This window comes from Escherichia sp. MOD1-EC6098 (assembly GCF_002965865.1).
Classification (GTDB): domain Bacteria; phylum Pseudomonadota; class Gammaproteobacteria; order Enterobacterales; family Enterobacteriaceae; genus Escherichia; species Escherichia marmotae.
In genome coordinates this window covers 144,002-156,885 of record NZ_PTSN01000003.1, presented here as the reverse complement: position 1 = coordinate 156,885, position 12,884 = coordinate 144,002, and the positions used below count along the sequence as shown (strand labels likewise).

Annotated in this window: 14 protein-coding genes and 1 other annotated feature; of the genes, 10 read left to right on the top strand and 4 right to left on the bottom strand. The window is 51.0% G+C overall.

Annotated features, from left to right (window positions below):
• Positions 1–17: 17 nt before the first annotated feature.
• A complete protein-coding gene (locus C0K55_RS05345) occupies positions 18–638 on the bottom strand; it encodes an L-threonylcarbamoyladenylate synthase (RefSeq protein ID WP_001516499.1) in 621 nt (206 codons plus the stop codon).
• A complete protein-coding gene (gene rnm, locus C0K55_RS05340) occupies positions 635–1,516 on the bottom strand; it encodes an RNase RNM (RefSeq protein ID WP_001285652.1) in 882 nt (293 codons plus the stop codon). The genes C0K55_RS05345 and rnm overlap by 4 nt, the downstream gene beginning before the upstream one ends.
• 137 nt (positions 1,517–1,653) lie before the next feature.
• Between rnm and trpL the strand changes: the two genes are divergently transcribed.
• From trpL to trpA, 6 genes are all read left to right on the top strand, one after another.
• Complete coding sequence (gene trpL / locus C0K55_RS05335) at positions 1,654–1,698, top strand: trp operon leader peptide (protein ID WP_001700591.1); 45 nt, start codon at positions 1,654–1,656, stop codon at positions 1,696–1,698.
• Positions 1,675–1,768 (top strand) — a sequence feature (Trp leader region). Its footprint overlaps the gene before it by 24 nt.
• Before the next feature lie 21 nt (positions 1,769–1,789).
• Positions 1,790–3,352: an anthranilate synthase component I gene (gene trpE, locus C0K55_RS05330; protein ID WP_001194558.1), complete on the top strand. Its 1,563-nt coding sequence runs from the start codon at positions 1,790–1,792 to the stop codon at positions 3,350–3,352.
• Positions 3,352–4,947 (top strand): bifunctional anthranilate synthase glutamate amidotransferase component TrpG/anthranilate phosphoribosyltransferase TrpD, encoded by a 1,596-nt coding sequence (gene trpD, locus C0K55_RS05325; protein ID WP_000763504.1) that lies wholly within the window; start codon positions 3,352–3,354, stop codon positions 4,945–4,947. The genes trpE and trpD overlap by 1 nt, the downstream gene beginning before the upstream one ends.
• A complete protein-coding gene (trpCF, locus tag C0K55_RS05320; protein WP_077688154.1) occupies positions 4,948–6,309 on the top strand; it encodes a bifunctional indole-3-glycerol-phosphate synthase TrpC/phosphoribosylanthranilate isomerase TrpF in 1,362 nt (453 codons plus the stop codon). It begins immediately after the preceding gene.
• An 11-nt stretch (positions 6,310–6,320) separates the two neighbouring features.
• Positions 6,321–7,514, top strand: coding sequence for a tryptophan synthase subunit beta (trpB, locus tag C0K55_RS05315; RefSeq protein ID WP_000209515.1), 1,194 nt, complete (start codon positions 6,321–6,323; stop codon positions 7,512–7,514).
• Entirely contained in the window at positions 7,514–8,320 is an 807-nt protein-coding gene (gene trpA, locus C0K55_RS05310; protein WP_001516501.1) for a tryptophan synthase subunit alpha, read from the top strand. Before trpB ends, trpA begins: the two co-directional genes overlap by 1 nt.
• Positions 8,321–8,488: 168 nt before the next feature.
• On the opposite strand, the gene ompW is transcribed toward trpA, so the two are convergent.
• On the bottom strand, positions 8,489–9,142 hold the full coding sequence (gene ompW / locus C0K55_RS05305) for an outer membrane protein OmpW (protein ID WP_105265990.1): 654 nt from the start codon (positions 9,140–9,142) through the stop codon (positions 8,489–8,491).
• Positions 9,143–9,658: 516 nt separating this feature from the next.
• On the opposite strand from ompW, the gene C0K55_RS05300 reads away from it, so the two are divergent.
• The 3 genes from C0K55_RS05300 to yciA all read left to right on the top strand — a co-directional run bounded on the left by C0K55_RS05300 (position 9,659) and on the right by yciA (position 11,475).
• Positions 9,659–10,402: a YciC family protein gene (locus C0K55_RS05300; protein WP_001516502.1), complete on the top strand. Its 744-nt coding sequence runs from the start codon at positions 9,659–9,661 to the stop codon at positions 10,400–10,402.
• 30 nt (positions 10,403–10,432) lie between these two features.
• Entirely contained in the window at positions 10,433–10,972 is a 540-nt protein-coding gene (locus C0K55_RS05295) for a septation protein A (protein WP_000808656.1), read from the top strand.
• A 104-nt stretch (positions 10,973–11,076) separates the two neighbouring features.
• A complete protein-coding gene (yciA, locus tag C0K55_RS05290; RefSeq protein ID WP_000108161.1) occupies positions 11,077–11,475 on the top strand; it encodes an acyl-CoA thioester hydrolase YciA in 399 nt (132 codons plus the stop codon).
• A gap of 39 nt (positions 11,476–11,514) precedes the next feature.
• Here the strand turns inward: yciA and tonB are convergent, their stop codons facing one another.
• Positions 11,515–12,234: a TonB system transport protein TonB gene (gene tonB / locus C0K55_RS05285; protein WP_001516503.1), complete on the bottom strand. Its 720-nt coding sequence runs from the start codon at positions 12,232–12,234 to the stop codon at positions 11,515–11,517.
• A 223-nt stretch (positions 12,235–12,457) separates the two neighbouring features.
• Between tonB and C0K55_RS05280 the strand changes: the two genes are divergently transcribed.
• On the top strand, positions 12,458–12,754 hold the full coding sequence (locus tag C0K55_RS05280) for a YciI family protein (RefSeq protein WP_000967596.1): 297 nt from the start codon (positions 12,458–12,460) through the stop codon (positions 12,752–12,754).
• Positions 12,755–12,884 lie beyond the last annotated feature (130 nt).

The window sequence follows — 12,884 nt, the reverse complement described above, 5'->3', positions numbered from 1 at the left end:
CCGTGGAACGCAATTTTTTATAAGAAAGGCTTCACATCACCCACGCCTTCACGCACCACGACTGGTGTGTCATCAGTGAGATCGATAACCGTTGTCGGTTTCTGTCCGAGATAGCCGCCGTGAATAATCAAATCCACCTGTTTTTCCAGACGATCTTTAATTTCTTCCGGATCGGATTCGGTAAATTCACTGCCAGGTAGCATCAGCGAGGTAGAAAGCATCGGTTCACCCAGCACCTCAAGTAATGCCTGGGCGATGGGGTTAGATGGCACGCGCATACCAATGGTTTTACGTTTTTCCTGCAACAGTCGGCGCGGCACCTCTTTCGTTCCCTTCAGGATGAAGGTGTAGTTACCTGGCGTGTTGTTTTTCATCAGGCGAAACGCGACGTTATCAACAAAGGAATAGGTCGAGAGTTCGGAAAGATCACGACACATCAGGGTAAAGTTGTGACCGTCCGGCAACTGGCGAATGCGACAAATACGCTCCATCGCGTTTTTATCTTCAATTTTACAGCCCAGTGCGTAGCCTGAATCGGTAGGATAAACAATCACCCCACCTTTACGCACAATCTCCACCGCCTGGTTGATCAGACGCTGTTGCGGATTATCTGGATGGATATAAAAAAACTGACTCATACTTCCCTCTCTGTCTTGTTCTGTGGCTGTTCCCAAAGCTGCCAGACGCCTTCAACGCCTGCGGGCAGCCAGAGTTTACGCCCCAGTTCAATCCACGGGCACGGCTGATGAAAATCAGAGCCTTGTGATGCCCATAAATGGTGCTGGCGTACAAGTGTCGCCAGTTGGGTGCGTTCATTGGGCGATTGCTGGCATTGCGCGACTTCCATCGCGTCGCCGTGATGTTCAGCAAAATGCGCAACCAATCTTTTCAGCCATTTAGCACTAAGATTGTACCGCCCTGGATGAGCCAGCACCGCCTTACCGCCAGAATGATGAATGACATCAATAGCTTGTTCTATTGTACACCACTGTGGCGGAACGTATCCGGTTTTCCCGCGCGCCAGATATTTTTTAAAGACGTCCGCCATTGAACTGGCTTTGCCACACTCGACCAGAAAACGAGCAAAATGTCCGCGAGTTACCGCGCCGCCCTGCGCTAGTCTTCGCGCCCCTTCCAGCGCGCCCGGTATTTGCGCTTTTTCCAGCCTTTCTGCGATTAACTGCGCCCGCTGATTACGCCGTTCAGTTTGCTGTGCCAGGAATTCACACATTGCCGGATGAGAAATATCAATATTCAACCCGACAATATGAATTTCATGATTTTCCCATACGGTGGAAATTTCCACGCCAGGAATAAGATTCAGTGCCAGTCCCGAACGTGAAATTTCTTCTCTTGCTGGCGAGATCCCTGCCGTGGTGTCATGGTCGGTGATCGCCAGGGTGCCGACGCGCATTTCTGCGGCACGGTGTACCAGCGCTTCCGGTGTCAGGCAGCCATCGGAAGCCGTAGTATGGCTGTGCAGGTCATAAATGACTGCGTAATTCGTGTCGCTCAAGGCGCACTCCCATTTTGGATAATGTTTTTTGCGTCGTCATCATAACGGTTCTGGCAAATATTCTGAAATGAGCTGTTGACAATTAACCATCGAACTAGTTAACTAGTACGAAAGTTCACGTAAAAAGGGTATCGACAATGAAAGCGATTTTCGTACTGAAAGGTTGGTGGCGCACTTCCTGAAACGGGCAGTGTATTCACCATGCGTAAAGCAACCAGATACCCAGCCCGCCTAATGAGCGGGCTTTTTTTTGAACAAAATTAGAGAATAACAATGCAAACACAAAAACCGACTCTCGAACTGTTAACCTGCGCAGGTGCTTATCGCGATAATCCGACCGCGCTTTTTCACCAGTTGTGCGGAGCACGCTCTGCTACGCTGCTGCTGGAATCGGCAGATATTGACAGCAAAGATGATCTGAAAAGTCTGCTGTTAGTGGATAGTGCGCTGCGTATTACCGCATTAGGTGACACTGTCACAATTAAAGCGCTAACTGACAATGGGACATCTCTGCTTGCATTGCTGGATAGCACTCTGCCTGCTGGCGTAGAAAATGAACAATCGCCAGATTGTCGCGTGCTGCGTTTTCCGCCCGTCAGCACTCTTTTGGATGAAGATGCCCGTTTATGCTCCCTTTCGGTTTTTGACACTTTTCGTTTGTTGCAGGATCTGGTGAATGTGCCGAAGGAAGAACGAGAAGCGATGTTCTTTGGCGGCCTGTTCTCTTACGACCTGGTCGCAGGATTTGAAGATTTACCGCAACTGGCGGCTGAAAATAACTGCCCTGATTTCTGTTTTTATCTTGCTGAAACGCTGATGGTGATTGACCATCAGAAGAAAAGCACACGCATCCAGGCCAGCCTTTTTGGTCAGAATGAAGAAGAAAAACAGCGCCTCACTGCTCGCCTGAACGAACTTCGCCAGCAACTCACCGAAATCGCGCCGCCACTGCCAGTGGTTTCCGTGCCGCATATGCGTTGTGAATGTAATCAGAGCGATGAAGAGTTCGGCGGTGTCGTGCGTTCGTTGCAAAAAGCGATTCGCGCCGGAGAGATTTTCCAGGTCGTGCCATCTCGCCGTTTCTCACTGCCCTGCCCGTCACCGCTGGCAGCTTATTACGTGCTGAAAAAGAGTAACCCCAGCCCGTACATGTTTTTTATGCAGGATGATGATTTCACTCTGTTCGGCGCGTCGCCGGAAAGTTCACTCAAATACGACGCCACCAGTCGTCAGATTGAAATCTACCCGATTGCCGGAACACGCCCACGCGGTCGTCGCGCCGATGGTTCACTGGACAGAGACCTCGACAGCCGGATTGAACTATCGATGCGTACCGACCATAAAGAGCTTTCCGAGCATCTGATGCTGGTGGATCTCGCCCGTAACGACCTCGCGCGCATTTGCACCCCCGGCAGCCGCTACGTAGCCGACCTCACCAAAGTTGACCGTTATTCCTACGTGATGCACCTCGTCTCCCGCGTGGTCGGTGAACTGCGCCACGACCTTGACGCCCTGCACGCTTACCGCGCCTGTATGAATATGGGCACGTTAAGCGGTGCGCCGAAAGTGCGCGCCATGCAGTTAATTGCCGAAGCAGAAGGTCGTCGACGCGGCAGCTACGGCGGCGCGGTAGGTTATTTCACCGCGCACGGCGATCTCGATACCTGCATTGTCATCCGTTCGGCGCTGGTGGAAAACGGCGTCGCTACCGTGCAAGCCGGTGCTGGCGTGGTGCTTGATTCTGTTCCGCAGTCGGAAGCCGACGAAACCCGTAATAAAGCCCGCGCTGTACTGCGCGCTATCGCCACCGCGCATCATGCACAGGAGATTTTCTGATGGCTGACATTCTGCTGCTCGATAATATCGACTCTTTTACTTACAACCTGGCAGATCAGTTGCGCAGCAATGGTCATAACGTGGTGATTTACCGCAACCATATTCCGGCGCAAACCTTAATTGAACGTCTGGCGACGATGAGCAATCCGGTGCTGATGCTTTCACCCGGCCCCGGTGTGCCGAGTGAAGCCGGGTGTATGCCGGAGCTACTCACCCGTCTGCGTGGCAAGCTGCCGATTATCGGTATTTGCCTCGGTCATCAGGCGATTGTCGAGGCTTACGGCGGTTATGTCGGCCAGGCGGGGGAAATACTCCACGGCAAAGCTTCCAGTATTGAACATGATGGTCAGGCGATGTTTGCCGGGTTAAGCAACCCGCTGCCGGTGGCGCGTTATCACTCGCTGGTTGGCAGTAACATTCCGGCCGGTTTAACCATCAACGCCCATTTTAATGGCATGGTGATGGCGGTGCGTCATGATGCAGATCGCGTTTGCGGTTTCCAGTTCCATCCGGAATCGATTCTCACCACCCAGGGCGCACAACTGCTGGAGCAAACGCTGGCGTGGGCGCAACAGAAGCTGGAACCGGCCAACACGCTGCAACCGATTCTGGAAAAGCTGTATCAGGCACAGACGCTTAGCCAGCAGGAGAGCCACCTGTTATTTTCAGCCGTAGTTCGCGGCGAACTGAAGTCCGAACAACTGGCGGCGGCGCTGGTGAGCATGAAAATTCGCGGCGAGCACCCGAATGAAATCGCCGGGGCGGCAACTGCCCTGCTGGAAAATGCTGCGCCGTTCCCGCGACCTGATTATCTGTTTGCCGATATCGTCGGCACCGGCGGTGACGGCAGCAACAGCATCAACATATCTACCGCCAGTGCTTTTGTCGCCGCGGCTTGTGGACTGAAAGTTGCGAAACACGGCAACCGCAGCGTTTCCAGTAAATCCGGTTCGTCCGATCTGCTGGCAGCATTTGGTATTAACCTGGATATGAATGCCGATAAATCGCGCCAGGCGCTGGACGAGTTAGGTGTCTGTTTCCTCTTCGCGCCGAAGTACCACAGCGGTTTTCGCCACGCGATGCCAGTTCGCCAGCAACTGAAAACCCGCACCCTGTTTAACGTGCTGGGGCCATTGATTAACCCGGCGCATCCGCCGCTGGCGTTAATAGGTGTTTATAGCCCGGAACTGGTACTGCCTATTGCCGAAACCCTGCGCGTACTGGGGTATCAACGTGCAGCAGTGGTGCATAGCGGCGGAATGGATGAAGTTTCTTTGCACGCGCCAACGATTGTTGCGGAATTGCACGATGGAGAAATCAAAAGTTATCAACTGACTGCTGAAGATTTTGGCCTGACGCCCTACCACCAGGAGCAACTGGCTGGTGGGACTCCGGAAGAAAACCGTGACATTTTAACACGCTTGTTACAAGGTAAAGGTGACGCCGCTCATGAAGCAGCCGTCGCGGCGAATGTCGCCATGTTAATGCGCCTGCATGGCCATGAAGATCTGCAAGCCAATGCGCAAACCGTTCTTGCGGTACTGCGCAGTGGTTCCGCTTACGACAGAGTCACCGCACTGGCGGCACGAGGGTAAATGATGCAAACCGTTTTAGCGAAAATTGTCGCAGACAAGGCGATTTGGGTAGAAGCCCGCAAACAGCAACAACCGCTGGCCAGTTTCCAGAATGAAATTCAGCCGAGCACGCGACATTTTTATGATGCGCTGCAGGGCGCACGCACCGCGTTTATTCTGGAGTGCAAAAAAGCATCGCCGTCAAAAGGTGTGATCCGTGATGATTTCGATCCTGCACGTATTGCCTCCATTTATAAACATTACGCTTCAGCAATTTCGGTGCTGACTGATGAAAAATATTTCGAGGGGAGTTTTGATTTCCTCCCTATTGTCAGCCAAATCGCACCACAGCCAATTTTATGTAAAGACTTTATTATCGACCCTTACCAGATCTATCTGGCTCGCTATTATCAGGCTGATGCCTGCTTATTAATGCTTTCAGTGCTGGACGATGAACAGTATCGCCAGCTCTCCGCCGTCGCCCATAGTCTGGGTATGGGCGTGCTGACCGAAGTCAGTAATGAAGAGGAACTGGAACGCGCCATTGTGCTGGGAGCAAAAGTCGTTGGCATCAACAACCGCGATCTGCGTGATTTGTCGATTGATCTCAACCGTACCCGTGAGCTTGCGCCGAAACTGGGGCACAACGTGACGGTGATCAGCGAATCCGGAATCAATACTTATGCTCAGGTGCGCGAGTTGAGCCACTTTGCTAACGGCTTTCTGATTGGTTCGGCGCTGATGGCCCATGACGATTTGAACGCCGCCGTGCGTCGGGTGTTACTGGGTGAGAATAAAGTGTGTGGCCTGACTCGTGGGCAAGATGCCAGAGCGGCTTATGACGCTGGTGCTATTTACGGCGGATTGATTTTTGTTGCCACATCACCGCGCTATATCAGCGTTGAACAGGCGCTGGAAGTGATAGCTGCAGCACCATTGCAATATGTCGGCGTGTTCCGCAATCACGATATTAATGAGGTCGTTGATAAAGCGAATACCCTGGCATTGGCGGCAGTACAACTGCATGGCAGTGAAGATCAGGAGTATATCGACGCCCTACGTGACGCTCTGCCTGAAAATGTTGCCATCTGGAAAGCATTAAGCGTCGGTGAAGTCCTGCCTGCACGCGATCTTCAGTTCGTCGATAAATATATTTTCGACAACGGCCAGGGCGGCAGCGGACAACGTTTCGACTGGTCACTGTTACATGGTCAATCGCTAAGCAACGTTCTGCTGGCGGGTGGTTTAGGCGCAGATAACTGCGTGGAAGCGGCACAAACCGGCTGCGCCGGGCTTGATTTTAATTCTGCTGTAGAGTCTCAACCGGGCATTAAAGATGCACGCGTTTTGGCCTCGGTTTTCCAGACACTGCGCGCATATTAAGGAAAGGAACAATGACAACATTACTTAACCCCTATTTTGGTGAATTTGGCGGCATGTACGTGCCACAAATCCTGATGCCTGCTCTGCGCCAACTGGAAGAAGCCTTCGTCAGCGCGCAAAAAGATCCTGAGTTTCAGGCGCAGTTTAACGACCTGCTGAAAAATTATGCCGGGCGTCCGACCGCACTCACCAAATGCCAGAACATCACGGCGGGAACTAACACCACGCTGTACCTGAAACGTGAAGATTTACTCCACGGCGGCGCGCATAAAACCAACCAGGTGTTGGGGCAGGCATTGTTGGCAAAGCGGATGGGTAAAACCGAAATCATCGCGGAAACCGGGGCCGGTCAGCATGGTGTGGCTTCTGCGCTTGCCAGCGCCCTGCTCGGTCTGAAATGTCGCATCTATATGGGTGCCAAAGATGTCGAACGCCAGTCGCCAAACGTTTTTCGGATGCGCTTAATGGGTGCAGAAGTGATTCCTGTACATAGCGGTTCCGCAACACTGAAAGATGCCTGTAACGAGGCGTTACGCGACTGGTCTGGTAGCTACGAAACTGCTCACTATATGCTGGGTACTGCTGCCGGCCCGCACCCTTACCCAACCATTGTGCGAGAGTTCCAGCGGATGATTGGCGAAGAAACGAAAGCGCAAATTCTGGAAAGAGAAGGTCGCCTGCCGGATGCCGTCATTGCCTGCGTTGGCGGCGGCTCGAATGCTATCGGTATGTTTGCTGATTTCATTAATGAAACTGACGTCGGTCTGATAGGTGTTGAGCCAGGTGGTCATGGCATCGAAACCGGCGAGCACGGTGCACCGTTGAAACATGGTCGCGTGGGCATCTATTTCGGTATGAAATCACCGATGATGCAGACCGAAGACGGGCAGATTGAAGAGTCTTACTCCATTTCTGCCGGTCTGGATTTCCCGTCCGTCGGCCCACAACATGCGTATCTCAACAGCATTGGGCGCGCAGATTACGTTTCAATTACCGATGATGAAGCACTGGAAGCGTTCAAAACACTGTGCCTGCATGAAGGGATCATCCCGGCGCTGGAATCCTCCCACGCCCTTGCCCATGCACTAAAAATGATGCGCGAAGCCCCAGAGAAAGAGCAACTGCTGGTGGTTAACCTTTCTGGCCGCGGCGATAAAGACATCTTCACCGTTCACGATATTTTGAAAGCACGAGGGGAAATCTGATGGAACGCTATGAAACTCTGTTTGCCCAATTGAAGGAGCGCAACGAAGGCGCATTTGTTCCTTTTGTTACCCTCGGTGACCCCGGCATTGAACAGTCGCTGAAAATTATCGATGCCTTGATTGAAGCAGGTGCCGACGCGCTGGAGTTGGGCATTCCTTTCTCCGACCCGCTGGCTGATGGGCCAACTATTCAAAACGCGACCCTGCGGGCTTTTGCCGCAGGCGTAACTCCGGCTCAGTGTTTTGAAATGCTGGCGCTGATTCGCCAGAAGCACCCAACCATTCCCATTGGCCTGCTGATGTATGCCAATCTGGTATTTAACAAAGGCATTGATGAGTTTTATGCGCAGTGCGAGAAAGTCGGCGTCGATTCAGTGCTGGTTGCTGATGTACCTGTAGAAGAGTCCGCGCCTTTCCGCCAGGCCGCGTTGCGCCATAACGTCGCACCTATCTTCATCTGTCCGCCGAATGCCGACGATGATTTGCTGCGCCAGATTGCCTCTTATGGTCGTGGCTATACCTATTTGTTGTCGCGTGCGGGTGTGACGGGTGCGGAAAACCGCGCGGCATTACCGCTTAATCATCTGGTCACGAAGCTGAAAGAGTATAACGCTGCGCCTCCATTACAAGGGTTCGGTATCTCCGCGCCGGAACAGGTAAAAGCGGCGATTGAGGCAGGCGCTGCGGGGGCTATTTCTGGGTCAGCAATTGTGAAAATCATTGAGCAACATATTAATCAGCCAGAGAAAATGCTGGCAGAGCTGAAAACGTTTGTTCGCCCGATGAAAGACGCCACGCGTCTTTGAGACTGATGACAAATGCAAAACTACCTGATGCGCTACGCTTATCTGGCCTGCATACACCATACAATACATTGATTTTTCAATATTTTGTAAGCCAAACAAGACGTTCACACCGCATCCGGCATCAACAAACCGCCAGAAAGTATCTGGCGGTTTGTTGATAGCAAAGAATTAAAAACGATAACCCGCAGAGGACATAAACACCCACGGGTCAAGGCGCACATGGTCAGAATAATGTCCTGCCGGCAGTACTGCGCCGTTGGATTTATATTTCACGTCGGTATCGATATCCATGTACCAGACCGACATATTAAGCAACCAGTCACGGTTGATGAGATAATCCAGACCAACTTGCCCCGCCACTCCCCATGAATCCTTCAGACTAAGATCGGATAATCCAAGACCTTCACCGGTGTCATTGAAGTCATTATTAAAGAAGGTGGTGTAGTTAATACCAGCACCGACGTAAGGACGGAATTTACTGCTGGCATCACCAAAATACCACTGCGCCATCAATGTTGGCGGTAAATGGTGGACTGTCGCAATATCTCCGGTCGTGGCTGTGCCAACTTTATGGCGGAACGGTGATGCTGCCAGCAGTTCAACGCCAATGTTATCGGTCGCCATATAGGTAAAGGTCAGCCCCAGTTGGGTGTTATTGGTCACACTAAATCCACCCAGGCTTCCCAGAGTCCCACCCGCGCCTTCAGTTGGACGTACAGTCGCTGAACCTGCTCGAATGAAGAACTCACCTGCTTCATGCGCATAAACGCTGCCAGAGAGAAGTGTACTTACTGCCAATGCCGCCACTGTTAATTTTTTCATGCTCGCTCCGTCGTTATGGTTATAAAAACGTGACGAATATACCCACATTGGAGTAACAAGTGATCCTACACAGATCACACTACATTTTCTAAATCACCATTTATTGATCTGGATTAATTTAGAAGTTGCATTGCAAATCCTGGTTAATGTGATGTAAATCAATTCCACCGTATTTCACTCCAAATACATCCTTTTGCTACCTTATTGCCTCTTGAATCTGGTTCCTTTTTGCTCTGCCACCCCAAAAAACCGTCAGTGTGTCGCTCTGAAAAGCACCTCTGGAAAACGGTAAACTGCGGTATTTATGCAAACAGACCGTCCATATGGCAGAAATTTGCCATATCAGGAGAAGTCTGGGAAATCAACGAAACCTGTAATCGCGCCCACGCCCTCGGCGGATTACCAGTGCTTTACAAAGATATGCTTTTCCATACATGTCCTGATGCTGCCACTGAGAGGCTAACCAGGGTACAATTGCCCGCTAATTAACACCTGCATAAAACTCAAGGAGAGTGCATGTCTATCACGGCGCAGTCCGTATACCGTGACACCGGAAATTTCTTCCGTAATCAATTTATGACCATTCTGCTGGTATCACTGCTATGTGCATTTATCACAGTGGTGTTAGGACATGTTTTCTCACCCAGTGACGCACAACTTGCGCAGCTCAATGACGGTGTTCCCGTTAGTGGCAGCGGTGGGTTGTTCGATCTGGTACAAAATATGTCCCCGGAACAGCAGCAAATTTTGCTGCGTGCGTCTGCCGCGTCCACCTTTTCAGGATTAATCGGTAACGCCATTCTCGCGGGCGGCGTATTATTAATTATCCAGCTAGTGTCCGCAGGTCAGCGGGTCAGCGCATTACGGGCAATTGGCGCGAGCGCTCCGGTATTACCGAAGTTATTCTTGCTAATCCTTCTGACGACGTTAATTGTGCAAATAGGCATCATGCTGGTGGTCGTTCCTGGTATCATCATGGCCATCCTGTTAGCACTGGCCCCCGTGATGCTGGTCCAGGATAAAATGGGCGTTTTCGCCTCCATGCGCAGCAGTATGCGACTGACATGGGCGAATATGCGTCTGGTGGCACCTGCGGTATTGAGCTGGTTACTGGCAAAAACATTGTTGTTGCTGTTTGCCTCTTCGTTTGCCGCATTAACCCCAGAAATTGGCGCTGTACTGGCGAACACCTTGAGCAATCTGATTTCAGCCGTATTGCTCATCTATCTGTTCCGCCTGTACATGTTAATTCGCCAATAATCCTGAAGCATTTGATTACGGAATCGTAAAATGAAGCAGTTTCTTGATTTTTTACCGTTGGTTGTCTTCTTCGCGTTCTACAAGATTTATGACATCTATGCGGCAACTGCGGCGCTGATCGTCGCCACGGCGATTGTGCTTATTTATAGCTGGGTTCGCTTTCGTAAAGTTGAGAAGATGGCCCTGATCACCTTTGTTCTGGTGGCCGTCTTCGGTGGTCTGACGCTGTTCTTCCACAATGATGAGTTTATTAAATGGAAGGTCACCGTCATTTACGCTCTGTTTGCCGGTGCCCTGTTGGTTAGCCAATGGGTAATGAAGAAACCGCTGATTCAACGTATGTTGGGTAAAGAGCTTACTCTGCCACAACCGGTGTGGTCGAAGCTGAATCTGGCCTGGGCAATCTTTTTTATCCTTTGTGGGCTGGCGAACATCTACATCGCATTCTGGCTGCCACAAAATATTTGGGTCAACTTCAAAGTGTTTGGTCTGACCGCCCTCACCTTAATCTTCACACTGTTAAGCGGTATCTATATCTATCGCCACATGCCACAGGAAGATAAATCATAATCTGCCAGCCAGTCCTGCGGGACTGGCGCTGCATCTCCTCTGTTCTCATCAGGAAAATCATAGTAGCATCGCGCCTGTGATTTTCCTTTTTAGTCGGTTTTACCATGTCAACAACACATAACGTCCCCCAGGGCGATCTGGTTTTACGAACTTTAGCCATGCCTGCCGATACCAATGCTAATGGCGATATTTTTGGTGGTTGGTTGATGTCGCAGATGGATATTGGCGGTGCCATTCTGGCAAAAGAAATTGCACACGGTCGCGTCGTGACCGTTCGCGTGGAAGGCATGACCTTTCTGCGACCTGTAGCAGTCGGTGATGTGGTGTGCTGCTATGCACGCTGTGTCCAAAAAGGGACAACATCGGTCAGTATCAATATTGAAGTGTGGGTGAAAAAAGTGGCGTCCGAACCGATTGGGCAACGCTATAAAGCGACAGAAGCGTTATTTAAGTATGTCGCTGTTGATCCTGAAGGAAAGCCTCGCACTTTACCCGTTGAGTAATAGTCAAAAGCCTCCTGTTGGAGGCTTTTGAGTTTTTGCTTACTGAATTTCGGTGGTGCCATTAATTTTAAACAGAATGTTTACCACAATTCCACTCCCTGGTTTACCCGGCTCGTAACGCCATCTGCGCATCGCGTTTTTCACTTCACGCTCAAACATATTCGCAGGTTTGGCAGAAAGAATTTGTACGTTATCCACCCGGCCATCCGGTGTAACGTCAAATTTAACCTTGACCTGCCCTTCAATGCGCAATGCCTGCGCGCGCGCTGGATACTGCGGCTGATTACGGCTTAGTGCGCGCGGACCTGACGCCACACTGGTAACTGGCTTGCTGCTTGCAGCCGTTGCCGTACTGGATGTCGGGCGAGTCGGTGCCGTATTTTCAAACGGTGACGCCGGGCGCGATTCTACCGGTTTAACATCGCGTTTTGGCTGTTCCTGCACCTTTTTCACCGGCTTCGGTTTTGGCTTAGGTTTCGGCTTCGGCTTTTCAATGACCACCGGCGCTTCTTTTGGCGGCTCTGGTATCGGCTCAGGTTCCGGCTCTGGCTCCACCACCGGCTCTGGCGGCGGTTGAACAGCTTGTGGCGGTTCAAGATCCGCTGGTGCAACCATGGTGACAGAAATCGGCTGCGCAGGCGCAGGTAGTTCAATAACCTGATGTACCGAGGTATAGAGTAGACCCGCCACAACAGCACCATGAATGCAGACCGAAAGTAACGTCGGCCAGGGGAAGCGGCGAGGTAAATCAAGGGTCATTGAAGTCATAATCGTTTCAGTAGAAAAACCAGGCCTCGATTTTAAATGCAAATAGCAATCATATTCAATAAGGCAAGGCGATCAGGATCAGTGAAAATGCATTTTTTGGCTCAATTGACCTTACTTTAAGTACAGCCTTAACAAAGACATCATCTTTCCGTTGCAGATCTTTGTCCTTTCAAATAACGTACTTTACAACTTTTCCGAACAAGGAGTTGCGCCCGTGTTGTATGTTATTTACGCTCAAGACAAAGCCGATAGCCTCGAAAAACGTCTTTCCGTTCGTCCGGCACATTTAGCACGTTTACAATTACTGCATGATGAAGGCCGTTTACTGACGGCAGGACCAATGCCTGCGGTTGATAGCAATGATCCGGGTGCCGCGGGTTTTACCGGATCGACGGTGATTGCTGAATTTGAATCTCTGGAAGCAGCGCAAGCCTGGGCCGATGCCGATCCTTACGTAGCGGCCGGTGTATATGAACAAGTATCAGTGAAACCCTTCAAAAAAGTATTCTGAACATTTTCTCTTCTTCTAAGGGGCACGATGGTGAAAATCGTGCCCTTATTTATTGTTTCCTGGCTTAGGTACACCACACAATGATTGCTCCAGCAGCAACAAACAGTTAATAACTTTATCTGTATATCCT

Excerpts from the sequence above, each read along its gene's own strand:
- C0K55_RS05345 (WP_001516499.1), bottom strand. The coding sequence starts at position 638 with ATGAGTCAGTTTTTTTATATCCATCCAGATAATCCGCAACAGCGTCTG.
- trpE (WP_001194558.1), top strand. The coding sequence starts at position 1,790 with ATGCAAACACAAAAACCGACTCTCGAACTGTTAACCTGCGCAGGTGCT.
- trpD (WP_000763504.1), top strand. The coding sequence starts at position 3,352 with ATGGCTGACATTCTGCTGCTCGATAATATCGACTCTTTTACTTACAAC.
- trpCF (WP_077688154.1), top strand. The coding sequence starts at position 4,948 with ATGATGCAAACCGTTTTAGCGAAAATTGTCGCAGACAAGGCGATTTGG.
- trpB (WP_000209515.1), top strand. The coding sequence starts at position 6,321 with ATGACAACATTACTTAACCCCTATTTTGGTGAATTTGGCGGCATGTAC.
- trpA (WP_001516501.1), top strand. The coding sequence starts at position 7,514 with ATGGAACGCTATGAAACTCTGTTTGCCCAATTGAAGGAGCGCAACGAA.
- ompW (WP_105265990.1), bottom strand. The coding sequence starts at position 9,142 with ATGAAAAAATTAACAGTGGCGGCATTGGCAGTAAGTACACTTCTCTCT.
- C0K55_RS05300 (WP_001516502.1), top strand. The coding sequence starts at position 9,659 with ATGTCTATCACGGCGCAGTCCGTATACCGTGACACCGGAAATTTCTTC.
- C0K55_RS05295 (WP_000808656.1), top strand. The coding sequence starts at position 10,433 with ATGAAGCAGTTTCTTGATTTTTTACCGTTGGTTGTCTTCTTCGCGTTC.
- yciA (WP_000108161.1), top strand. The coding sequence starts at position 11,077 with ATGTCAACAACACATAACGTCCCCCAGGGCGATCTGGTTTTACGAACT.
- tonB (WP_001516503.1), bottom strand. The coding sequence starts at position 12,234 with ATGACCCTTGATTTACCTCGCCGCTTCCCCTGGCCGACGTTACTTTCG.